The 22,280-nt window shown below is 40.7% G+C and carries 16 protein-coding genes; 9 read left to right on the top strand and 7 right to left on the bottom strand.

The window, feature by feature from the left end:
* Positions 1 to 26: 26 nt before the first annotated feature.
* The 3 genes from H562_RS0106195 to H562_RS0106180 form a co-directional block, all read right to left on the bottom strand.
* Complete coding sequence (locus H562_RS0106195) at positions 27 to 2,180, bottom strand: TonB-dependent receptor (protein WP_027376706.1); 2,154 nt, start codon at positions 2,178 to 2,180, stop codon at positions 27 to 29.
* A 620-nt stretch (positions 2,181 to 2,800) separates the two neighbouring features.
* Entirely contained in the window at positions 2,801 to 3,280 is a 480-nt protein-coding gene (locus H562_RS0106185) for a hypothetical protein (RefSeq protein ID WP_027376704.1), read from the bottom strand.
* The gene (locus H562_RS0106180; protein ID WP_027376703.1) at positions 3,280 to 6,063 is read right to left on the bottom strand and encodes a T9SS type A sorting domain-containing protein; all 2,784 of its coding nucleotides are present in this window, start codon (positions 6,061 to 6,063) and stop codon (positions 3,280 to 3,282) included. Before H562_RS0106180 ends, H562_RS0106185 begins: the two co-directional genes overlap by 1 nt.
* Before the next feature lie 406 nt (positions 6,064 to 6,469).
* Between H562_RS0106180 and H562_RS15370 the strand changes: the two genes are divergently transcribed.
* Positions 6,470 to 11,407: a T9SS type B sorting domain-containing protein gene (locus H562_RS15370; protein ID WP_084466334.1), complete on the top strand. Its 4,938-nt coding sequence runs from the start codon at positions 6,470 to 6,472 to the stop codon at positions 11,405 to 11,407.
* Positions 11,408 to 11,466: 59 nt separating this feature from the next.
* Here H562_RS15370 and coaE read toward each other — a convergent pair whose 3' ends face one another.
* From coaE to ruvB, 4 genes are all read right to left on the bottom strand, one after another.
* A complete protein-coding gene (gene coaE, locus H562_RS0106170; protein ID WP_051190418.1) occupies positions 11,467 to 12,105 on the bottom strand; it encodes a dephospho-CoA kinase in 639 nt (212 codons plus the stop codon).
* A gap of 21 nt (positions 12,106 to 12,126) precedes the next feature.
* Positions 12,127 to 12,993 (bottom strand): MBL fold metallo-hydrolase, encoded by an 867-nt coding sequence (locus H562_RS0106165; protein ID WP_027376701.1) that lies wholly within the window; start codon positions 12,991 to 12,993, stop codon positions 12,127 to 12,129.
* Between the two features lie 514 nt (positions 12,994 to 13,507).
* A complete protein-coding gene (locus H562_RS0106160) occupies positions 13,508 to 13,885 on the bottom strand; it encodes a GxxExxY protein (RefSeq protein WP_027376700.1) in 378 nt (125 codons plus the stop codon).
* Between the two features lie 138 nt (positions 13,886 to 14,023).
* A complete protein-coding gene (gene ruvB, locus H562_RS0106150) occupies positions 14,024 to 15,046 on the bottom strand; it encodes a Holliday junction branch migration DNA helicase RuvB (protein ID WP_027376699.1) in 1,023 nt (340 codons plus the stop codon).
* A gap of 149 nt (positions 15,047 to 15,195) precedes the next feature.
* Here ruvB and H562_RS0106145 point away from each other — a divergent pair, with 149 nt between their 5' ends.
* From H562_RS0106145 to H562_RS0106105, 8 genes are all read left to right on the top strand, one after another.
* Positions 15,196 to 16,341: an MFS transporter gene (locus H562_RS0106145; RefSeq protein WP_027376698.1), complete on the top strand. Its 1,146-nt coding sequence runs from the start codon at positions 15,196 to 15,198 to the stop codon at positions 16,339 to 16,341.
* A 29-nt stretch (positions 16,342 to 16,370) separates the two neighbouring features.
* Positions 16,371 to 17,594: an imidazolonepropionase gene (hutI, locus tag H562_RS0106140; protein WP_027376697.1), complete on the top strand. Its 1,224-nt coding sequence runs from the start codon at positions 16,371 to 16,373 to the stop codon at positions 17,592 to 17,594.
* Between the two features lie 340 nt (positions 17,595 to 17,934).
* Positions 17,935 to 18,216: a 1,2-phenylacetyl-CoA epoxidase subunit PaaB gene (gene paaB, locus H562_RS0106130; RefSeq protein ID WP_027376696.1), complete on the top strand. Its 282-nt coding sequence runs from the start codon at positions 17,935 to 17,937 to the stop codon at positions 18,214 to 18,216.
* Positions 18,217 to 18,343: 127 nt separating this feature from the next.
* On the top strand, positions 18,344 to 19,093 hold the full coding sequence (gene paaC / locus H562_RS0106125; protein WP_027376695.1) for a 1,2-phenylacetyl-CoA epoxidase subunit PaaC: 750 nt from the start codon (positions 18,344 to 18,346) through the stop codon (positions 19,091 to 19,093).
* 111 nt (positions 19,094 to 19,204) lie between these two features.
* Positions 19,205 to 19,669, top strand: coding sequence for a 1,2-phenylacetyl-CoA epoxidase subunit PaaD (gene paaD / locus H562_RS0106120; RefSeq protein ID WP_394330168.1), 465 nt, complete (start codon positions 19,205 to 19,207; stop codon positions 19,667 to 19,669).
* A gap of 186 nt (positions 19,670 to 19,855) precedes the next feature.
* On the top strand, positions 19,856 to 20,653 hold the full coding sequence (locus tag H562_RS0106115; protein WP_027376693.1) for an enoyl-CoA hydratase-related protein: 798 nt from the start codon (positions 19,856 to 19,858) through the stop codon (positions 20,651 to 20,653).
* A gap of 39 nt (positions 20,654 to 20,692) precedes the next feature.
* Positions 20,693 to 21,043, top strand: coding sequence for a four helix bundle protein (locus H562_RS0106110; protein ID WP_027376692.1), 351 nt, complete (start codon positions 20,693 to 20,695; stop codon positions 21,041 to 21,043).
* Between the two features lie 40 nt (positions 21,044 to 21,083).
* On the top strand, positions 21,084 to 22,214 hold the full coding sequence (locus H562_RS0106105) for a 3-hydroxyacyl-CoA dehydrogenase NAD-binding domain-containing protein (RefSeq protein ID WP_027376691.1): 1,131 nt from the start codon (positions 21,084 to 21,086) through the stop codon (positions 22,212 to 22,214).
* The last annotated feature ends 66 nt before the right edge of the window (positions 22,215 to 22,280 follow it).

Here is a 22,280-nt window from a genome sequence, read left to right as displayed (position 1 = left end):
GTCCGTGGTTTATTTTTTTGCACAGATCAAAAGTGGTATTTTACATTCAGGCCTCCAAAAAAATAGGCTTTTGAAGGTCCGGGATTTATATCGGTTTTCACCCCTGGATAATTGGAGCCGGCATCACTGTCATTAATGCTGTTTCCCAGAAACAGAAATGTATAATTGATCTGACTTGTGAGATTATTTCCGGCCACATACGCATCAATTTCCCACGGCCCGAAACCGTGTTTATATCCGAATTTACTGTTGAGCTGTGTAAAGCTTTTCACCGAATTGGTATTTGCAAAGTCGGTATACACATCATCCATATAGGAAAAAGTATTCATCAGATAAAAACCGAACTGCGTTTCAAGGTCCAGACCTGCGGCAATCTTGGTCCGTGGTACGCCGACAACCGTGCGGTGCGTAAAATCGGTTAACTTACCGCCGAGTACAGTTTGGAAATCAGCATACTTGAAGTCATAATAAGAAACCCCAAAAAAAGGTCTCACTGAAGTAATGAAGAATTTTTCCGGGCGAAATACATATCCCAGACTCGCCTCGAGGCCCTGGTTTTTCTGCCGGCCGGTATTCGCCCAGTATGTATAATTTGTTCCGTTTTCATTGGACGAAAGTTGCGTGAGCTTATCCTCTACATCAATCCTAAATACGGAGATTTGATAGTCCAAACGTGTATGGTCAAGCAAACCGTGCACACTGAGATCCCACATTTTTGCGCGCTCAGGCAGTAAATTATCGTTCGCACGGTTAAGAGCACCTATAAAAGCGGTCGAAGATGTGGGCGCATTATAACCTTCGCTGTAACTTAAATTGAAGATCTGCTTCAGCCATGTTTTTTGCAGCGCAATATGCGGCGTAAACACAGTTTTAAACTTTTTCTGAAAGGACATATCTTTGTTGTAACCCGGAACTAAACCCGGAAGAGCGAGCAAATCATCTCTTTGGTAGTCGATGGCATTTCCGCTTAGGCCTAAAAGTAATGTAAGTTCAAACGGCACATAAGAAATCTTATCAATGGCAAAAACGGTGTGCTGATGATTGTAATTCTTAAAATAACTTCCGCCTTTCGCAAGTTCCTGAACCTGGGTGGGCACAGCATCATTGGTCCCTGTAAATCTGTAATTTGTGACCAGGGCGCGTGAATTTGTAAATTCAATCCCAGTTTCCACGGCGTTTTGAAAGTCTGCGCTTAACTTATTCTTCAGGCTAAAAACCGACCGGAACCCATAATTGGGATTCATGCTCTGTTCATACGCGCCGGCCGCAACCCGCTTTGCATCAAGATGTGAGAAATAAACAGAAGTAGTGTTACTCAAATTATGAAGAATACCCCAGTTGTGTGAAACCGTAACCCGGTCCGAAACAAAAGTATTTCCCGCATTTTTTTTGGCGTAGGCAAGATTCCCCGGATCGATCTCCGCATAATAATCTGCGTAAGAAATCTGTCCCGGCACGCCTTCATAAGAAAAGTTATGACTTGTATACACGGTCAGCGACTGTTTGGGATTCAGTTTAAAAGTACCCATAAAGGCGTAATTGTTCTTCAGGCTTTTACCGCGGGGCCGATAACCGTTACTTTGTAAATGACCGTAGTTGAGCATGAGCGAATAGCTGTCGCCAACCGCATCTACACGCGTGTTTGTCTGCAAAAGCCCGAAAGAACCGGCAGCAAATTTTTCCGAGAGCGTAACTCCTTTGCGTGTTTCCGGTCGCATGTAAAAACGTACCGCACCACCCACTCCACCGCCGTACATGGTAGCAGCAGGACCTTTGATCACTTCAATGTTGTTCACCAGGCTAAAATCAATATCCTCCAAAAGTGTCACGCCATCAGCATTGGTAAGCGGCACCGAATTGAGGTAAAACTTTGTGCCCCAGTTATTGAATTTCTGATCGTTACCGTAGCCACGCACCACCACCCGCTGGCCGCCAAGCTGAGTGCGTTTGTCAACCTGCACACCGGGAATCGTGTTGAGACTTTGCTCTACAAAAGCCGGGTTATTGCGGTTGAGCTCGTATTCACTCAGTGTTTCTGTACTTTGCGCATGCCTTCTAAATTCCGCGCGTTCTTTTTTTACTTTGCTCCTGCCGGCGATCGCTACCGTATCGATGACCTGCTCCTGCGCATAGCTAAATGCCGCCAACAAAACAGCGACAAAACATAATATTTTATTCATGGTTCAAAAATTTTACTGTTATTAATGTATTTAATTCTAACAGTAAAATTCCGGGGGAATATCATCCGAAGGTGCTAAAGGGTTTTTGAGTGAAAAATAATTAGACTTCGTTTCTTTTTTCTTTTGACTAAAAGTCTGCAAACTTATTATAAGCTCAGGCTCATTAATAAAAACTGAGTTCAAAGACTTTGCGGTGAAAATCCTGCAGGAATGGAACTTTGCATTGACGGGTTTATTATTAAAAGTATTTGCTACAAAATCCCGGATCTTTCTTACGTTATTTTCCTTCGCATCCCGGAGGCAATAAATATAGGTCTCGCCGTGAAAAGCTTCTGTTTTCAGCACGTCGAACATGTCGTTTTTTAAAATAAACTCATCGCTTTCAATCCAGCGGGCATGATTTAGCGCTGACTTTTTAAAAATGAAAATTTCTTTGCGGCTAAAGTTTTTGTTTAAGATATCGACTCGGACTTTGTACTTAATTTCAGCTCTTAACGCATTAAGTGCCGGCAGGGTAAAAAATCCTGCTGAGATCACTGCAATAAAAATTAAAGGATAAAGCTTTTTCAAGATGCCGTAAAATAAAAAAAGCGGAAAAATATACTCCGCTTTAAGGTTGATTAGGGTATAAGTTCGTCGCCGTCTTTTAAATCAGTCCCAATTTTAGTAAACTCCGAAATGATCAGCTGTTTTGGGTTTTTTGAAGTTCCTTCCAGATAGTAGAGAACTGCCTTGTTGGTGTTCCCGGAACCGGGAAAACTTCCAGGTGCAGCACCCGCACTGATCTGGGGATTTGAAGGAGACGTACGGGCAGTGACAGTGTAAATATTGTTCTTTAAGGTCACGTTCACCGGTATTACACCGTCTGCCGTTTTTAATGAGGTAAAAGTAAAATCTTGGGAAGCAGATCGCTTTATCCGAACCGTGTAAATTTTTCCGCGAACACCTGCCACACCGCCAATCCAACTGCTTTCGGTAGCCGACAGTATATCGAGGGCCTTGTTCTGCACAATCTCATTCTTTGCAGAATCTGATGATCCTTTCACTGCAGGATTGCAGGAAATGATCATCAGGCTCAGTGAAAATATCTTTAAGTACATCAGCGGATCATTACAGGTGTAGTATAAATAATTTCTGTACCGTGATTCACCTGCATTACGTAAAAGCCTTTTGGCAGGCCGGTGATTATCTCTTCATCTGAATTCACATTCCGTTTTGTAAATACCAGTTTCCCCGAAGCATCCAAAAGCCTTACATCTACATTTCCCATTTTCACTTTATCGAATTTCAGGTACACACTGCCTCTGGAAGGATTGGGATATACTTTGAAGTTTTGTTTTGCTGCAGCCGCATCATTTACTGCCAATGGTGAGGTGCTGTTTGTGGAAGTCCAGGCACCACGCCCGTATGTAGCTGCCAACAGGGTTTTGGTAGCAGGGCGATAGTCGAGTTTTGTAATTCTGGTGTTGCCTATAGCGCCCGAAAACTGCGCCCAGGTGGGTGTTGGGGCGGTAAAATCTGCTGTACCCCAAACACCCATTTCTGTGCCGATGACCACTTCGAGGGGATTGCTGGGATTCATGAAGATTGCTCTGACCGGCATATCGGGAAGGTTACCTTCCTTATTCTGCCAGGTTGCACCGCCATCTGAAGTATAATAGACATTCACCATTGTAGCGCCATAATTTGATATGGTTACCAGAATTTCATCTTCACTGGCACCAAACTGAATATCGGAAACGGTACCGGCGAAGGGTGTGGAAACAGGAGTCGGGACGGGCGTGGTATCCGCATTTGAGATTTTAATAAGTTTACCCAATGTTGTTCCGGCAAACAGTGTAGTAGAAGTCGTGGTATAAGGAGAAACCGTAAGTTTGGAAATTCCCTCGCCACTGGCCGGCGTACCTGCGCTGATTGTAGATCGCACGTATGCATTGTTTGAATTCACATTCAGCACACGGTTGAGCGTATAGCCTGATACAGTGGAAAAGAACACATCACGGTTTCTGTCCAGAGCCAGAATATTCACAAAATATCCGGTGTTTCCGGGATTGTTCGTTATCAGCGAATAGTTATTTCCGTTCGGTGCTGTGATGTAATGATAATTATAAACATAGCTGAAAATTTTATAATTGCCGGTTTTGCCATATTCGGTGTGGCAGCCGTCGCCACCGTAATAGGAAGAAACGGTATAAAAATTATTGGCAAGTGGTGCGCCGGCAAATAAGGAAGTGCCGTTGTCCTGCGCGCCTGCTAAAAATTCTTCGTTGGCAGGAGTTTTCGCAGGATTTAAGGTGGCGCCGTAATATTGCGTCACATTGTATCTTGTATTTCTCATGGCAATCGCTGAGGTATTATTCAGTACAACGTTGTTAGCGGTGAAGAAAATACCACCATCATTTCCAAAAAGCATTTGTGCAGAATTCTTAGGGTTGAAGGCAATTGTGTGTTGGTCCGCATGCACCATTGAAACCGCCAGCGATGCCAAATTATTATTGTTGGACCATTTGCTGATCTGCGTCCAGTTGCCCGCACCATCAGTAGATTTAAAGAGATCGATCCCGCCGGTGTACACGGTTTCATCATTGGCCGGATCGGGAATGATCACCAAATCATAAAACGCCTGTCCTCTGGTAAAGTCATTTGCAGGAATTCCCGTGTCTGCGTCAACAGGTAATTTTATAGCAGGTGAAGAATCGTTGGTAGATAACCATGAGGTGCCGGCATTTGATGTTTTAATAATACGTACGGGTTCTGCACCGCCAATACTCATTAATGCATAAGCCTTCTGACCATTTGTGGCCGATAATCCAAAGCGTACTCTGGCAGTCGGCACATTGGCATCGTAAATCTTGGTGAAGTTAACGCCATCTGTTGAGCGGTAGATTTTGCCGCCGGAACTTGCACCGGACGAGTATCGGGATGTTCGTGTGGACACCCAAAGTGCATTATCCGCGGCGATTTCAATCTGCTGTATTGATAGTCCAAGCGTTGCACTTTCGGGAACAACAAGTGAATTGATCTTGCTGAAGTTAGCACCTCCATCAACGGATTTATATAACCCTGCCTGTTGCAGACCGGAAAAACCATCATTAAAGTTGATGGAAATATTTCCGCCACTTACACCGGCATAGACCTCTGAGACTCCGTTGTTGTTTCGTACAACTACATCATTAATATAAAAATTGCCGTTCCGGTTGGTACCGTTATAAGTGACGGGAATTACAAAAATATGGCTCCAGGTGGCGCCGGCATCGGTACTTTTCCAGATTCCGGAACCTATTGCATCGCCGGTTTCGCATTCACCGGTACCGATATAGAAAATATTTGGATTATTGGGATCATATGCCATTGACGAAATTGAAGTATTGGACCACATTCCGCTGAGTGGCGTCCATTCCGATGAAGCATTGGTCACATCATTGTTCACCCATAAACCCCCCGAAACCCCACCTGCAAAAACGCGTTTCCCGGATGCATCATTCGGATCGAACATGATTGCGCGGGTTCTGCCGCCTACCGAGTATGGTCCTCTTTCGGTCCACGGTTCACCGATAATATTTTTGGTATTTCCTCCTATGTTTGCGAGTAAGGAAAGCGGTTGTTGAGGTTTATACTTTCCGGCATCCAGATCTTTTTTCAGTGCGGTTAACTTGTAAAATTCCGGCTGACCGGTTTCCGGGTTCATGGTGAATTTAAAATCCTGCTCGTTGTACTCGTTTGGTGGGATACCATCTTTCTGAGCATGGACTTTTTTCAGGTTTTTCTCAAATTTAGCGTACTGCTTCTGTAGTGTCTTGCGCTGCTGTTTCACATTCATCGTCTGCGAATATCCAAAAACTGCAAAGCACAGGATAATCAAAGAATAAATTTTTATTTTCATGATCGTGTATTTGTGTATAAAGTTAAACGCTTTTTTTCATTAATGATGATTTTTTCTTTTAAAATTAACATCTAATTGTTTTTATTTCACTGGGTTACGGTATTAGTGAATTATTTGAAAGAATTGGATAAAACACAAAAATTGCTTCGGCGCAACTGAATGATGATATTATTCAATAAAAAGATTTCAGACTTTATAAATCATCACCGTAAATATTTTACTGATCACCTTGAGAGAAGGGCGAAACCAGCAAAAAAGCAAGTTTTTAACTGAGTAGAACTACCGTGAAAAATATCCGTCAAATGCGGAATTCACAATTTTTTTTCATTTGGAAAATATTATCAGGAATAAAAATGTACTTATATTATTAATAACGCTATATTTGCGCCGACTATAACCGACTTCAATGAAAAAAATTCTACTCCTAATATTCTTTTTCACGTTTCTATATTCTTTTGCGCAACTCGACCGCGAGCATTGGTTTGCACCGATGTATGACGGACAAAGTAATACTGGTGATGAACAGTTCCTGCATCTTAGCACAAACGAAACTACCCCATTTAATGTAAAAGTTTATAGTAACAACATAATTGTTGCAGAAAAGGTTATAAGTAAAGGAAATCCCGGAGTTATTGTGATTAAATCCAATCCCGGCGTAAATGAAATTGCCCGGAACCGCATAATAATTAACACTGCAGGTGAATTACACCAGGTAATTAATAAGGGACTTTACGTAAAAGCCGAAAAACCCTGTTTCGCAAATTTGCGGTTTGGTGTTACCAATCATACCGAAATCATCACATCTAAAGGTACCGCCGGTATTGGAACTCAATTTTTTACCGTTGTGGCACCAAGTTCATTAATTAATATTGTTGGGAACAATAATCTGGGATTTGCTGCCAGTTTCATAGCCACCGAAGACAACACCACAGTAGTTGTTAATAATTTTAAAAAGCCACTGGCTTTCACTAATTATGGTATGGCTACAAATTTCACCTTCAAGTTGAATAAAGGCCAGTCTTATATAATAGATGGAAGAGTTTCCAACACAAATGGCAAAGATGGATTTATAGGTGCTGAAGTGAATTCCGATAAGCCAATTTCCATGAGTAACGGAAATTTTAACGGACAATACGCAAGTACGGATGTTTCTGACGGTTCAGATATTTTAATGGATCAATCTGTTCCGGTCGACAAGTTAGGTGATGAATTTGTAATTGTAAAAGGCTATGGTTCCATTGGCAATAAGATGGAAGGGGCAATAATTGTTGCTACAGAACCAATGACATCTATTTACTTAAATGACTCAGTTACACCCACTGCAATTCTGGCAAATAAGGGTGATTTTTACAAGGTAAGCGAAACGAATTATGTTAACCGCGGAAACCAACATTACAATCTTCATATTGTAACAGATAAAAATGTATATGTATATCAGCTGCTGGCAGGTGTTGCTTCCGGAAGCGCTCCGCTTGCAACCGGCGGAATGAATTATATCCCGCCATTAAACTGCTACCTGCCAAAAAGAATCGATGAAATCAGCTATATCAACTATCTTTCAAATGTACCGCACAATCCGCCGTTCACTACCAAGCTCAATATCATTACCGAAAAAAATGCCACTGTAAAAGTAAACGGTGTAATACCAAACACATTATATGGCCCTTACGATATTTCAGTAATTGCGGGCAATCAAAATTGGGTTACCTATTCTATTCCCAATGTTACGGGAAATATTACAGTAGAATCTACAAAAGCGGTTACCGCGGGAATTGCAAGTGGAAATGCAGCGTTTGGTTACGGTGGTTATTTCGCGGGGTTCTCTTCCATTCCTCTGATTACAAAAACTGAAGGCGACTGTCTGCCCGGTGTGAAACTGGAGGTTACCGAAGGTTTCGATTCTTACGAATGGCTCATTAAAAATGCAGCCGGCGGGTACGACCCTGCACCGGGAGTCAACAACATTTTCAGTTATATTCCGCCTGAGGCCGGGATCTATGCCGTAAAGGTGAAACAGGGTTCCTGCGCCGAAATACAAACGAGGGACTTTAAATTTTATAACTGCACCACTTATACCAACAACGATTACGATATCTGCACCACGACTACAATTACACCGGCTTTCGCATTGAGTACGCAGGCGCTAAACCCAAGTTCGGTCGTGATCGACATGCCACCAACCAAAGGCGCGGTCACCAAAAATGCCGACGGTACCATAACTTATACCGCGAATCTCAACGCCACTGGTACAGATACCTTTAAGTATTCCTTCTGCGGAACAGGCTCCATTCCGGATTGTGAAACTGTGCAGGCCACCGTGCACCTCAATCAAATCGAACATTATGATAAAATACTGAACGAATGCTCAGCAACCTCAATGGCCACGTTTGATCTTACATCAGCGCAAATTACACCTGATATTGCGGTTGCAAAAACATATTTCAGCGATGCGCTTTATTCAGTTCAGATTCCCGACAGCCAATTAACCAATTACATTTCCGAACCGGGAACAGTCTATGTAAAACTCCACAACACTTATGGCTGTGATGCGGAGGCAAAAATCGAACTGAAAATAACCGCACCTCCGGTTGTAAATCCTGCACTCTATACGCACAAAACCTGCGACGAAGATATAGATGGTGTAATCGACAATATTTATAAAGTTGATCTAAGCAACATCACGCCGCTAGTGGTTCAAAACCCGGCTGATTTTACTGTAAAATATTATGAAACCGAAGCAAAAGCAATTGCAGGCTTAACGGATAATTTGACAGGAATCTACAGCTTCACCGGAAACACAGGAGTATGGATAAGAGTGGAATCACCTGCAGTGTGTGCGCCCGTTATTATGGAAATCCTTTTACAGATCGGCATCAAAGGCTCATTAATTACAAATGAAGTGACCAAAAATATTTGCGATACCGGCCTTGATGATACCGAGTCTATTGTACTCTCAGACTACATTCCGTTGTTTACCACTGCAGCAGGAAACTCGGCGACTTTTTTTAATACGCTCACGGATGCCCAACAAAATTTAAATTCCACCAGTGCAAATCAGGTTATTACCGGTGCGCAAACATTTTATTACCGTTTTAGTATTCCGGGCTTCTGCGACAATATTGGTACATTAAAAGTGAATTTAACAAAAGGAACTCCCTCCACATTTTTGCTGCCAAGTTATACGGTATGCACGGGAAGCACGGTCACACTGAACGTAGGAACCGGCTACAGCAGTATTCTCTGGAGCACGGGTGACAATTCCGAAACAATCAACGCAGGACCGGGAAATTATTTCGTGGATCTTACGAACGCTTCCAACTGCGTTTATCGTCAGTATGTAACAGTAACAGAATTGCCGAAGCCTCAATGGACAATTGGCGCATTTAATGCCGTCATTTGCGATGATAATCTCGACGGTCAGGTCGAAGTGAAATTTTCAAGTGTTACATCTCAAATTTTGCAAAACCCAGCACTCTTCACAGTAGAATATTCGCTTTCCCGAACTTTCAGCCCTCTTTTACCCGATAACTGGACTTATTCTGCAGATACAAAAGTGTACGTAAGGGCAGTGTCCGCAGATTGTCCGCCAGATGTCCGGACCATTGATTTTAAAATCGGTGATAAATTTATGTTGCTGACATCTGTAATTTCTTATCCTGTCTGCGATAATGATCTGAACAATACCGAAAATATAAATCTCGCAAACTATAACACGCTTTTTACGCCTGATGCCGGTGTCACGGTAAAATATTTCGATGACCGGATCAAAGCGCAGAACAATCTGCCCGGCCAGAACATTGGAGCAGCGCAGACCGTTAGCGGAGATAAGACTTTCTACTATAGATTTAAAAAAGCAGGTTTTTGCGATACCATTGGCACTTTAAACATTTTGCTGAAAGCTTCCACACCCACTGCGCTGCTGGATTCCTACACAGTTTGTGCCGGCAGTTCCATAACACTTATGGCAGAATCTACTTATACGGATTATGTTTGGAAAAAAGGAAATACTACAGTCTTTACCACGCAGACCGCAATTTTGCCGGCTGGCGTATATACCGTGTTTTTCACCAATGCTTCCGGCTGTACTTTTACAAAAAGCATCACCATTCTGGAGTCGCCCCTGCCAAAGTGGAATATTGGTGCTTACAACCCTACCCTTTGTGATGATGATTTCGATGGGGTAATTCATGTTAAACTGTCCACCGTCACTCCGGTGATCATACAGAATTCTGCGCTTTTCACCGTTGAATATTCGCTTTTCAGTGATTTTTCAACCATTTTACCGGACGACTGGTTATTTTCAAAAGAGACAAACGTGTATGTGAGAGCAGTTTCCGCATATTGTGGAGCAGAAACAAAAATGCTCACTTTTAAGTTCGGCAACAGGGTTCAGTTAATTACAGATAACGCCTCCGTTTCCGAATGCGACGATGATCTTGACGGCATTAAAACTGTGAATCTCAGCAAATTCGTGTCCGTCCTTACTAATGAGAGCGGAGTTCAGACCACTTATTTCAACAGCTTAAGTGCGGCACAGCAGAACATCGGTTCTGTTCCCGCAGATGTAACGGTAACAAACAGCGGAACCTACTACCTGCGTTTTCATAAAAATGGATTTTGCGATAATATAGCTGCGCTACATGTCACTGTAAAAATCCCAAAGATATCAACGCAACTTGGCGATCAGGCGGTTTGCCCGGGAAGTTTGGCAACACTGGACCCCGGCAGCGGATTTGCCAGTTACCATTGGAGCACGGGAGAAACTACCCAATCCATCAAGGTTCCCGTGGGTGAATATTGGGTGGATCTTACTTTTGAAGGATGTACTCACCGCCAATCTGTAACGGTTACAGAAATACTTTTACCCGGGATCACCTCCGTGGAAATCCAGGGTACAACAGTTATAGTGAACGTTACCGGTGGTACACCACCATACGAATACGCCCTTGACGGCAATAACTATCAGACCTCCAACGTATTCACAAATGTGGCAGGCGGTGACCACACGGTTTACGTAATATCCGCCGATAACTGCAGTCCTGTTACTGCTGAAATTACTGTAGTAGAAGTTTACAACGCAATATCACCTGATGGTGACGGTATTAATGATATTCTGGATTATTCTGTATTGCTGAAAAAAGAGGAAGCATCCATAAAGATTTTCGACCGGTTTGGTAATACGGTCTTCACCGGCGATAAAAACAATCGGTTTTCCTGGGATGGTAAATCTGCCGGAAAAGCGGTAACATCCGGCAGTTACTGGTATGTAATGAAGTGGCGCGAGCCTGGCTCTGCCTCGATGGTAGAATACAACGGCTGGGTTTTGGTAAAAAACCGCAGATAGCTGCCAAACAAAAAACCTGAATCCAGTGATCCAGGTTTTTTTTATATATTTTCCGCAGTTTAAACCGCTTTCAGACTGCCTTCCAGTTGTTCTAAAGTCTGCAGGGTCTGCACCTTAAGTTCGTCTAAACCGTCATTGTTATAGATCACATAATCGGCAAATTTTATCTTATCTTTTTCCGCCATCTGTCGGTGCATGATGGTTTCCACCTCCCGGTATGTTTTGCCGTCGCGGTCCATCACACGCTTCAGTCGGCAGTTGTCATCAGCTGTTACCAAAATGGATTTATAGCACGCCTCGTGTAATTTCAGTTCAAATAAAAGTGCGGTTTCCTTAAATACAAACTCAGAATTCTGCCGGGAAACCCAGTTTTCAAAATCTGATTTTACCGCAGGATGAATGAGTGAATTTAGCTGCAATAACTTTTCTTCATTTCCGAAAACAATTTCTGCGACATATTTACGGTCGTAGCGGCCATTTTCATCGTAGGAATTTTCACCTAAGAGTTCTTTAATTTGCTGCTGCAGCTGCGGTTCATCATTAACAATTGTTTTTGCGCGCGCATCTGAATAGTACACGGGATAACCCGCCTCTTCGATATATTTTGATACCGTAGATTTGCCGGAGCCTATACCGCCGGTAATTCCGATTGTTTTGGTCTTGGGCCCGGGTTCGGGTTCGGGTTCGTCGTTGATCATATTTTATAATTTATATTTTTTCTAATAGCCAAATACTTCATTCATACTGAAGGTTTCATCTAACCGGATTCCTTTTTCGGTTACTTTTAAACTTGCGAGTTCATTGTGCGCATCATGTTCAAAAAACAGAAGATATTCATTATCCACGCACTGTTTCAGGAATTTTGCTTTTTCTTCCATTGTTAAGAGTGGCCGCGTGTCATATCCCATGACATAAACCTGGGGAATATGACCCACGGTCGGGATCAGATCCGCTGCAAAAACAATAGTCTTGTCCTGATACCGGATCACGGGAAGCATCTGCTTGTCGGTATGACCATCTACAAAGATCACATCCATTTTCAGATCGGGTGCGAAACCGTAATTCCCATTTTGCGGGATCGGCAAAAAGTTGAGTTGACCGCTTTCCTGCATCGGCAAAATATTTTCCTTCAAAAAACTTGCCTTTTCTCTGGCATTTGGCTCGGTTGCCCATTTCCAGTGGTCCTCATTAGTCCAGAACTGCGCATTTTTAAAGGCGGGCTGATAACCGGTCCGGTCAGCATTCCACTCGATCGCGCCACCGCAATGGTCGAAATGCAGGTGCGTAAGGAAAACATCGGTGATATCTTCTTTCACGAAACCATATTTTTTAAGGTTTTTATCTAAGGTATCATCACCCCATAGCGAGTAATGGCCAAAAAATTTTTCGTCCTGTTTATTACCTAACCCGCAATCAATCAGGATAAGTTTTTTACCGTCTTCCACCAAAAGAGAGCGGGTTCCCAATTCGATTAAATTTCTTTCATCTGCAGGATTTGTTCTTTGCCACAAACTTTTCGGCACCACACCAAACATGGCACCGCCATCTAACTTAAATTTTCCACACTGGACTGGATATAGTTTCATAAAATTTTATCTTTTAAATTCAGACTTGTTTTTAACGCAACGATCGCAGAGGTTTTTTCCTGCTGATCAAATAATAGGTTCGCAAAGGCGTTTCACTCAGCGAAGGGTAGTTGCAGTAGATTGCTTGCAAATTCATTTCAGGTTTCATCTTCTTTTGTTAACGCAAATTCCGCAAAGATTTCTTTAAATATACCACTTTCTGTCGTTTTTTTAAGAGCGCAGAGGCGTTGCACTCAGGGAAGCGAAGTTGCAACAGATTGCTTGCAAATTCATTTTCAAGTTTGCTCTTCTTTTTTAACGCAAAGTCCGCGAAGGTTTCATAAATATATGTTTTTCCTCTCCTTTTTAAGTTCGCAAAGGCGTTTCACTCAGCGAAGACGATCATCTAAATTCTTTGCTGTACTGCTTAATGTATACTTAATTTTAACGCAAAGGCCGCTACTATTTTTTTTTATTTATTGGTTTTCTCATTTTTACGTCCGCGAAGGCGTGCACTCAGCGAAGACATATTAATTTATAAATGATTAACGATTCTTTTAACTCCATCTTTAAATAATAAAGAATGAAAATTCAAAAGCATTCCCAGTTTAAATCCAGTAATTCTTAAATAATTTAATAGTTGACAGGTATGATAACTATTAATCTCGGGAACAGCCTTAATCTCTATTATTACCTTATCTTCAATTAACAAATCTACTCTGAAAGCCTTTTTGATAAGCAATTCTTCGTATTCAATAGGGATGTCTTTTTGCTTTTCAACTTTTAAACCCTTTCTACTTAATTCATAAAACAAACATTCTTCATATACTGCTTCATACAAACCTACTCCAAGCGCCCGATGAATTTTCAAACCCGATTCAAATACAATTTTTGAAATTTCATTTTCATTCATATTTTCAACCCTTTAACTTGAAGAGATCAAATCGAGCCTTTGCTGAGTGAAACGCCTTCGCGCCCCACCACACAGAAATAAATTTAATCTTCTTTGCGTCCACAGCGTTTAAATATTCATCCAATTCGAGTATTAACGTTAAAAAAGCTCATCCGGTCTTTTGGGAATCGAGATCTGTAAATGCTTATAAGCTTTCTCCGTTACTTCTCTTCCTCGCGGCGTGCGGATTATAAAACCTTCCTGAATGAGAAATGGTTCATATACTTCTTCCAAAGTTTCGGGATTTTCACCAATCGACGTTGCCAACGCAGAAATCCCGACCGGTTTCCCGCGGAAATTTTCGATCATCACGCGCATGATTCGGTTGTCCATATCATCGAGCCCGAATTCATCAACATTTAGGGAATTCAGCGCAAACTTTGTAATTTCAATTTCAATTTCGCCATTTCCTTTGATCTCCGCAAAATCACGAACCCTGCGCAAAAGTGCATTTGCAATCCTCGGCGTTCCGCGGCTTCTGCGGGCAATTTCCGTCGCGGCATCCTCATAAATTTTAACATCTAGAACACGCGCGCTTCTTTCAATGATCATCGACAGCAGTTCGATCGTATAATATTCCAGTCTGCTTTGAATTCCGAACCGCGCCAACATTGGTTTTGTCAGCATTCCACTTCTGGTAGTGGCACCGACTAAAGTAAACGGATTCAAACCGATCTGAACGCTTCTGGCATTTGGTCCGCTTTCGAGCATGATGTCGATCTTATAATCTTCCATCGCCGAATAAAGATACTCCTCCACAATCGGCGAAAGCCGGTGAATTTCATCTATGAAAAGCACATCATTTTCTTCCAGATTCGTGAGCAATCCGGCTAAACTTCCGGGCTTATCTAAAACCGGACCCGAAGTTATTTTGCAGCTAACTCCCAATTCATTCGCAATAATATGGGCTAAAGTAGTTTTTCCCAACCCGGGTGGACCGTGTAAAAGCACGTGATCCAAAGCGCCACCACGATTTTTCGCCGCCGCTACAAAAACCTCCAGATTGTCCAGCGTTTTCCGCTGTCCGGCAAAATCCCGGAAACTCTGCGGACGGATCTTTTCTTCCTGAATAAGTTCGTCTTCGGAAAAATTATCTTGGTCTGGATGCAGAAAATCGGGCATTTTTTAAAATTTAGTCAAAGATAGAAATTTTTAGAGGGAAAAATTCCTGTCATCTTTAACAAATAAAATCGGAACAAGCCCTAAGAATTATAAAAAGCGACTGCCCAAGCGTCACCAGATCGGGCTATAAATTTGTAAATTTGCCGGATATGTTTTCAACTCCTCAAAAGGAAAGAATCGCTCTTTCTGCCTACTTTTTACTCTCCGGAATTTGTTTCTCGTCCTGGGCGTCGCGAATTCCCACACTCAAAAACCTTTATAATTTGAGTGAAGGAGAACTGGGAAACCTGCTGATGATTCTGCCTGCAAGCGCGATTGTCGGCATTCCGCTTTCCGGTTGGCTCGTCGCGAAATTTGACAGCAGAATTCCCATGCAGATTGCAAGTATACTATTTTTGATCTCACTTTTTTCGCTCAGCTGGGGTTTTTCGCTTCTCGGAATTTCGATTGCGCTCGTCTTCTTTTCCATCGCGCTTCGTACGATCAACATTTCCATCAACACGCAGTCGATTGCCGTACAGCAAAAATTTAAAAAGAAGATCGTAGGTTCATTTCACGGCATTTGGAGCATTGGCGGGATTTTGGGAGTTCTTTTCTCGACGATCATGTTGGAAAATGAAATCTCAATTTTCTGGCACTTCTTGTCCGTCACGATATTTGGTCTTTTAATCACGGTTTTTATGTTCCCGATGCTCATTAAAGGTGATAAATCAAAGGTCGGAAGCAAATTTAAACTGGGGAAACCGAGCAGATATATTTCACTTTTAGGTTTCATTGTTTTTTTTGCGGCGATCTGCGAGGGCGGAATGTATGACTGGAACGGCGTTTACCTGCAGGAAGTCGTGAAACAGGAGGTCTTCACTTACGGCTATCTTCTTTTAATGATCTGCATGACCATCTCGCGGTTGAGCATCGATAAACTGATGGAGCATTTCGGCATGCAAAAACTATATATTGCCGGTTCTTTGCTCATTATTTCGGGTGTACTCATTGCCACAATTTTCCCCTATCTTTATCCGGTTCTTATTGGTTTTGGAATGGTCGGCTTTGGCGTTTCCGGACTTTACCCGATGACTTACATTCTCGCCGGAAAGGCCAGGAAATACCCGGTCGGTATTGTAATGTCGATCATCGGCACGTATTCTACAGTGGGTATGTTTCTGGGGCCGCCGATCATCGGCTATCTTGCCAGCGCCTTCGGTTTACAGCGGGCATTTGTCGTGTTCATTCTTGCAGGATTAATGTTTATTCCACTTTCGAAAATGGTTTTCGATCACCTTAAAAAATGGGAATAGCATTTTATTAATTTTTAAAAATATTCATCATGAAGTTAATCGGTCCTTTCAAACAAATTGTAACACTTGCCAATCTTCCGTTGCGGGGGAAACTTTCTGATGATCAGCTGGAAATTATTGAGGACGGCGGACTTTTAATTAAAGAGGGAAAAATAGCAGATGCAAACAATTTTTATGATTTAAAAGAACAATACCCAAATATTGAAGTCGAAAACATTGAAGATGAGCAGGTTTGTCTGCCGGCTTTCACCGATTCCCACACGCATATTTGCTTTGGTGGAAACCGCGCGAATGACTTTGCCATGCGAAATGCCGGAAAAACCTATCTGGAAATTGCAGAAAGTGGCGGCGGAATCTGGAGTTCCGTTTTACACACCAGAAAAGCGTCCGAAGAAGAATTATTAAAAACAACTTTAGAAAGAATAAATTCCGTCATTTCACTGGGAATTACGACCATCGAAATAAAATCCGGTTACGGTTTGGATGTAGAAAATGAACTAAAAATGTTACGTGTCATTAAAAAAGCACAGACTTTCACGAAAGCGACTTTGGTTCCGACCTGTCTTTCTGCTCATCTAAAACCAAGAGATTTTGACGGAAGTTCAGTAGAATATTTGAATTTTATTTTAAATGAAATTTTACCTAAAGTTAAAGAAGAAAATCTCGCAAAACGCGTTGATATTTTCATTGAAAAATCTGCGTTTTTACCCGATGAAAGTACAGAATTCTTATTAAAGGTAAAAGAATTAGGCTTTGAAATTACCGTTCACGCTGATCAGTTTACTTCCGGAAGTTCCAGAATTGCGGTAGAAGTGGGCGCAAAATCTGCCGATCATTTGGAAGCAACAATTGATGAAGATATCGCTTTTCTGGCGAAATCAGAAACCGTTGCAACGGCACTTCCCGGCGCAAGTTTAGGTTTGGGCGAAAAATTTACACCCGCCCGAAAAATTCTGGATGCCGGCGGAATTTTAGCCATCGCCTCCGACTGGAATCCCGGTTCTGCCCCGATGGGAAATCTCATTACGCAGGCTTCGATTTTGGCGACTTTCGAAAAATTATCAACCGCTGAAGTTTTGGCCGGTATCACTTTCCGCTCAGCCCACGCTTTAAATCTATCTGACCGCGGAACTTTGCAAAAAGGAAAGAAAGCCGATTTTGTCACTTTTAAAACCGATAATTTTCATAACATCCTTTATCACCAGGGAAGTTTGAAAGCGGAATCGGTTTATATTAATGGCGAAAAAATGTAAACTTTTTACCATCATCAATTTTAAGAAAATTAAGATTCACGAAATTTTAATATCGATAAAAATCTGGGCAAATTCGTAGAATCTGTGCGCTTATTATCCACACAGATTTCGCAGGTTTGCCTGGATTATAAATTATAAATGACAAAATGCCTGAACTTATAGCCCCGATTGCAATGAAAATCCCGCAGTGACGACGAAGGAGGAGCGAGGAATTGCAATGGAAAGCGGGACCGGATTTCCAAAAAAGCGAAAAATTTGCTGCTCCTAAAAAAAATCTTTCCGAAGTTTTAATTTTTTAAATTCTTCAAAATTCTTATCTTAACCCCTCAAAATTTAAAGAATGAGCAACTTAGACGTATGGGAAGTTTTTATACAGACAAAACCCGGACTTTCCCATAAACACGCAGGAACCGTACAGGCCGCAACTGCGGAAATGGCATTGCAGGCTGCAAGAGATGTTTATACCAGAAGAATGGAAGGAACCTCGATTTGGGTCGTGCCGAGCAAATATTTGGTGACATCTGAAGGGATTGATAAAGAAGCTTTTTTCGATCCTGCCGATGATAAACTCTATCGCCACCCGACTTTCTATGAGATTCCGAATGACGTGAAAAACATGTAAAACAGACCAGAGATTGGGAGACATGAGACACGAGAAATTGGATCGTTAAGAATATCAGGTCAATTTCTTCTATTATAAAAATCTCATGTCTAAAATCTCTACATCTCATGTCTAAAAATTTAAATAAATGAATCCACTTTTTAATTATACTTTAAAATTAGCCGATGATACTTTGATTTTTGGTCAGAGATTGGGTGAATTGTGCGGACAGGGACCTTATCTGGAAGAAGATATTGCCTTGACGAATATCGCTTTGGATTACCTGGGACAATCAAATAATTTTTATAAATACGCTGCTCAAATTCAGGATTTGGGGAAAACTGAAGATGATCTGGCTTTTCTGCGTTTGGAAAAAGAGTATCTGAATTGCCAACTTTCCGAACTTCCGAATGGTGATTATGCGAATACGATCCTCAAGGTTTATTTCTTCGCAGTTTATCAGCGAATTCTTTATGCGGAATTAATGAAAAGCAGCGACGAACAACTTTCTGCAATCGCAGAAAAATCTCTGAAAGAAGTAAAATACCATTACACGCACACTTCGACGTGGATCAAAATGTTTGCAGGCGGAACCGAAGAAAGTAAAAACCGCATCAAAAATGCAGTTGAAAATCTGTGGGAATATACCGGCGGAATGTTTGCGGAAACTCCAGGCGAAGAGGATCTGGAAAAACTCGATATTGTTCCAAACAGCAAAAATCTGCAGGAGATCTGGACAAAAACCATCAAAGAAGATTTCCAAAATTTTGGCATTGTAATTCCGGAAAATGACTTTATGCAAAAAGGTTCCAGAACTGGATATCACACCGAATATTTTGGATTTATTTTATGTGAATTGCAGTTTATGCAGAAAACTTATCCTAATTGCGCCTGGTGAAAACAATTTGAAAATTTGGTAATGTGATAATTTAAAAATGAAAAAAGCGCATCGTCAATTTTTAAATTTTCAAATTGGCACACTCTCAAATTCTCAAACGCTTAAAATATTTTGGAGAATCTCTTAAAAATACTGTCCCATATTCCCGATCCCGAAATTCCCGTGATCAATATTGTTGAGTTAGGAATTGTTCGGGAAGCGAAAATGCTTTCCGAAAACGAAGCAGAAATTGTCATTACACCGACTTATTCAGCGTGTCCTGCGATGTTTAATATCGAAGAAGATATTATTAAACTTTTTAAAGAAAAGGGAATTACGGCGAAAGTCATCACCAAAATTTCTCCCATTTGGACCACCGACTGGATCACCGACGAAGCCCGGGAAAAACTCAGAATTTACGGAATTACGCCACCTGAAAAAGGAAATCACGAAGATCATTTAAACGTTCCGAAAAAATGCCCAAGATGCGGTTCTGAAAACACCAAACAGATCAGCCGTTTCGGTTCTACCCTGTGCAAAGCCAGTTATCAGTGCAATGACTGTCTGGAACCTTTCGATTATTTTAAATGTCATTAATTCAATTTGAAAATGTGGCAATTTGAAAATTTGATGATCAAAAAAAATTCACTATTTAAAGCATTATTTTAAGGGTGAACAAACACTTATCTTTGTTAAAATACTCTTGCGTAAAAAACAACTACATTCTTTAACACATTTTCAAATTCTCAAATTCTCAAATTACCTAATTCTCAAATCAACAATATGTATAAAGAACTCGAAATAGAAACTCACCTCGACGGAAAACTGCAGATCGCTTATCTGAACGACGAGAAAACTTATAACAGCTTAAATAAAACTTTACTTTCTGAACTTAAAACTTTTATTCATGATGGAAGTCGGGATGAAAATATTCGTTGTCTGGCGATTTCAGGTCGTGGAAAAGCATTCTGCTCCGGACAAAACTTAAAAGACGCTATGTCTTTCAGCGATCCGGATGAAGATCGGGTGATTCAAAGAATGGTGATTGATTATTATAATCCTTTGGTGAAAGAAATTGCAAATGCCAGAAAACCGGTTATTTCTTTGGTGAATGGTCCTGCAGTTGGAGCTGGAGCAATGTTGGCTTTAATTTGCGACATCGCTTTGGCGACAGAATCTTCTTATTTTTCGCAGGCATTTGTGAACATTGGATTAATTCCGGATACCGGCGGAACGTATTGGTTACCAAAACTTTTGGGCAGACAGCAAGCAAATTATTTAGCGTTTACCGGGAAAAAATTATCAGCTGCGGAAGCAAAAGATTTAGGATTAATTGCGGATGTTTTTGAAGATGAAAATTTTATGGTGAATTCAATGGGCGTTTTAGAACAAATCTCCAATTTACCAACGAAAGCAATTTCACTCACAAAAAAAGCCTTCAACGAGTCTTACGACAATACACTGAGTCAACAACTTGATATGGAAGGAATACTGCAGCAAACCGCAGCCGAATCAGAAGATTTTATGGAAGGCGTTTCTGCATTTTTAGAAAAAAGAACACCGGAATATAAAGGAAAATAAAATAATTTGAAAATGAGATAATTTTAAAATTTGAGAATGATGAGAAATGATAAAGAAAACATAATCGTTAATAAAACCTTTGATTTTGCTCTTCAGATTATAGAATTTTCTGAAATGTTTTTCGAACAAAAGAAATTCTCATTAGCAAATCAAATTTTCAAGTCCGGTACTTCTATTGGTGCAAATGTACGAGAAAGCCAGAATGTAGAGAGTAAAGCTGATTTTATTCATAAGATGAAAATATCTGCAAAAGAAGCAGATGAGACGGAATATTGGTTACTTCTTTGCAAACATTCGAAATATTTAACTTCTCCTAACGAAGAAATGTTTTATGATTTAAAAGCAATTCAGCTGATCCTCTCCAAAATTATTTCAACATCTAAAACCTAATTATCAAATTAACACATTTTCAAATTCTCAAATAAAATATATGAATATAGGGATTATCGGCTCCGGAACCATGGGAATTGGCATTGCACAGGTTGCAGCAACTTCCGGTTGTGAGGTTTTTTTGTATGATACCAATTCGGCTCAAACTGAAAAATCTTTAGCAAGTCTTAAAAAAGTTCTGGACAGATTGGTCGAAAAAGAAAAAATATCTTCAGAAAAAAGTTCAGACATTTTTGGTAAAATAAAGCCCTGCAGCGAACTTAAAGATTTCAAAGATTGTGATCTCGTGATTGAAGCCATTATTGAAAATAAAGAAATAAAAACCAAAGTTTTTCAAAATTTAGAAGAAATTGTTTCTGAAAAATGTATTATTTCCAGCAATACTTCTTCCATTTCTATCACTTCCCTGTCTTCTGAATTAAAAAATCCGGAACGTTTTATTGGAATTCATTTTTTTAATCCGGCTCCTTTAATGCCTTTGGTAGAAATAATTCCAGGACTTTTAACGGAAAAAGATTTAGATGAAGAAATGGTTTCGCTAATGAAATTATGGGGGAAAATTCCAGTGATTGCAAAAGATGTTCCCGGATTTATTGTGAACCGAATTGCAAGACCTTTTTATGGCGAAGCTTTACGAATCGTGGAAGAAAACATCGCCACTCCAGAACAAGTTGATGATGCGATGCGAACTTTGGGAAATTTCAAAATGGGACCTTTTGAATTGATGGATCTTATTGGAATTGATGTGAATTTCTCTGTCACAAAAACGGTTTACGCGGATTATTTTTACGATCCAAAATACAAACCGAGTTTGCTTCAACAAAGAATGAGCGAGGCCAAATTACACGGTAGAAAAACAGCAAAAGGATTTTACGAATATTCAGAAAACGCCATAAAAACTGCTCCGGAAAAAGACGAAAAATTATACGGCGAAATTTTTCTTAGAATTATTTCAATGCTCATTAATGAAGCAGTGGAAGCTAAAAGATTAAAAATTGCAAGTGATGAAGCGATCGAATTAGCCATGCAGAAAGGCGTGAATTATCCGAAAGGTTTGCTTGCTTGGGGAAAAGAAATCGGTTACCAAAAAATTTCGGAAACGCTGCAAAATATCTACGAAACTTATCAGGAAGAACGATACAGACAAAGCATTTTGCTTCGCCAAATGTAAATATTTATCAATGTAAGAATATAACAATTTTTTTATATTTCTTATTTGCAAATTATTATATTGGTA

The sequence above is a fragment of the Kaistella palustris DSM 21579 genome (assembly GCF_000422265.1).
GTDB classification, from domain to species: Bacteria; Bacteroidota; Bacteroidia; order Flavobacteriales; family Weeksellaceae; genus Kaistella; species Kaistella palustris.
Note: the sequence above shows the minus strand (reverse complement) of the source record. Positions and strands in the feature narration are given on the sequence as shown.

What these genes read in the sequence shown, in the direction of transcription:
- H562_RS0106160 (WP_027376700.1), bottom strand. Translation starts at nt 13,885, where the DNA reads ATGAATGAAAATGAAATTTCAAAAATTGTATTTGAATCGGGTTTGAAA.
- paaB (WP_027376696.1), top strand. Translation starts at nt 17,935, where the DNA reads ATGAGCAACTTAGACGTATGGGAAGTTTTTATACAGACAAAACCCGGA.
- H562_RS0106165 (WP_027376701.1), bottom strand. Translation starts at nt 12,993, where the DNA reads ATGAAACTATATCCAGTCCAGTGTGGAAAATTTAAGTTAGATGGCGGT.
- H562_RS0106180 (WP_027376703.1), bottom strand. Translation starts at nt 6,063, where the DNA reads ATGAAAATAAAAATTTATTCTTTGATTATCCTGTGCTTTGCAGTTTTT.
- H562_RS0106115 (WP_027376693.1), top strand. Translation starts at nt 19,856, where the DNA reads ATGTATAAAGAACTCGAAATAGAAACTCACCTCGACGGAAAACTGCAG.
- H562_RS0106145 (WP_027376698.1), top strand. Translation starts at nt 15,196, where the DNA reads ATGTTTTCAACTCCTCAAAAGGAAAGAATCGCTCTTTCTGCCTACTTT.
- H562_RS0106110 (WP_027376692.1), top strand. Translation starts at nt 20,693, where the DNA reads ATGAGAAATGATAAAGAAAACATAATCGTTAATAAAACCTTTGATTTT.
- H562_RS15370 (WP_084466334.1), top strand. Translation starts at nt 6,470, where the DNA reads ATGAAAAAAATTCTACTCCTAATATTCTTTTTCACGTTTCTATATTCT.
- hutI (WP_027376697.1), top strand. Translation starts at nt 16,371, where the DNA reads ATGAAGTTAATCGGTCCTTTCAAACAAATTGTAACACTTGCCAATCTT.
- H562_RS0106195 (WP_027376706.1), bottom strand. Translation starts at nt 2,180, where the DNA reads ATGAATAAAATATTATGTTTTGTCGCTGTTTTGTTGGCGGCATTTAGC.
- ruvB (WP_027376699.1), bottom strand. Translation starts at nt 15,046, where the DNA reads ATGCCCGATTTTCTGCATCCAGACCAAGATAATTTTTCCGAAGACGAA.
- paaC (WP_027376695.1), top strand. Translation starts at nt 18,344, where the DNA reads ATGAATCCACTTTTTAATTATACTTTAAAATTAGCCGATGATACTTTG.
- H562_RS0106185 (WP_027376704.1), bottom strand. Translation starts at nt 3,280, where the DNA reads ATGTACTTAAAGATATTTTCACTGAGCCTGATGATCATTTCCTGCAAT.
- H562_RS0106105 (WP_027376691.1), top strand. Translation starts at nt 21,084, where the DNA reads ATGAATATAGGGATTATCGGCTCCGGAACCATGGGAATTGGCATTGCA.
- coaE (WP_051190418.1), bottom strand. Translation starts at nt 12,105, where the DNA reads ATGATCAACGACGAACCCGAACCCGAACCCGGGCCCAAGACCAAAACA.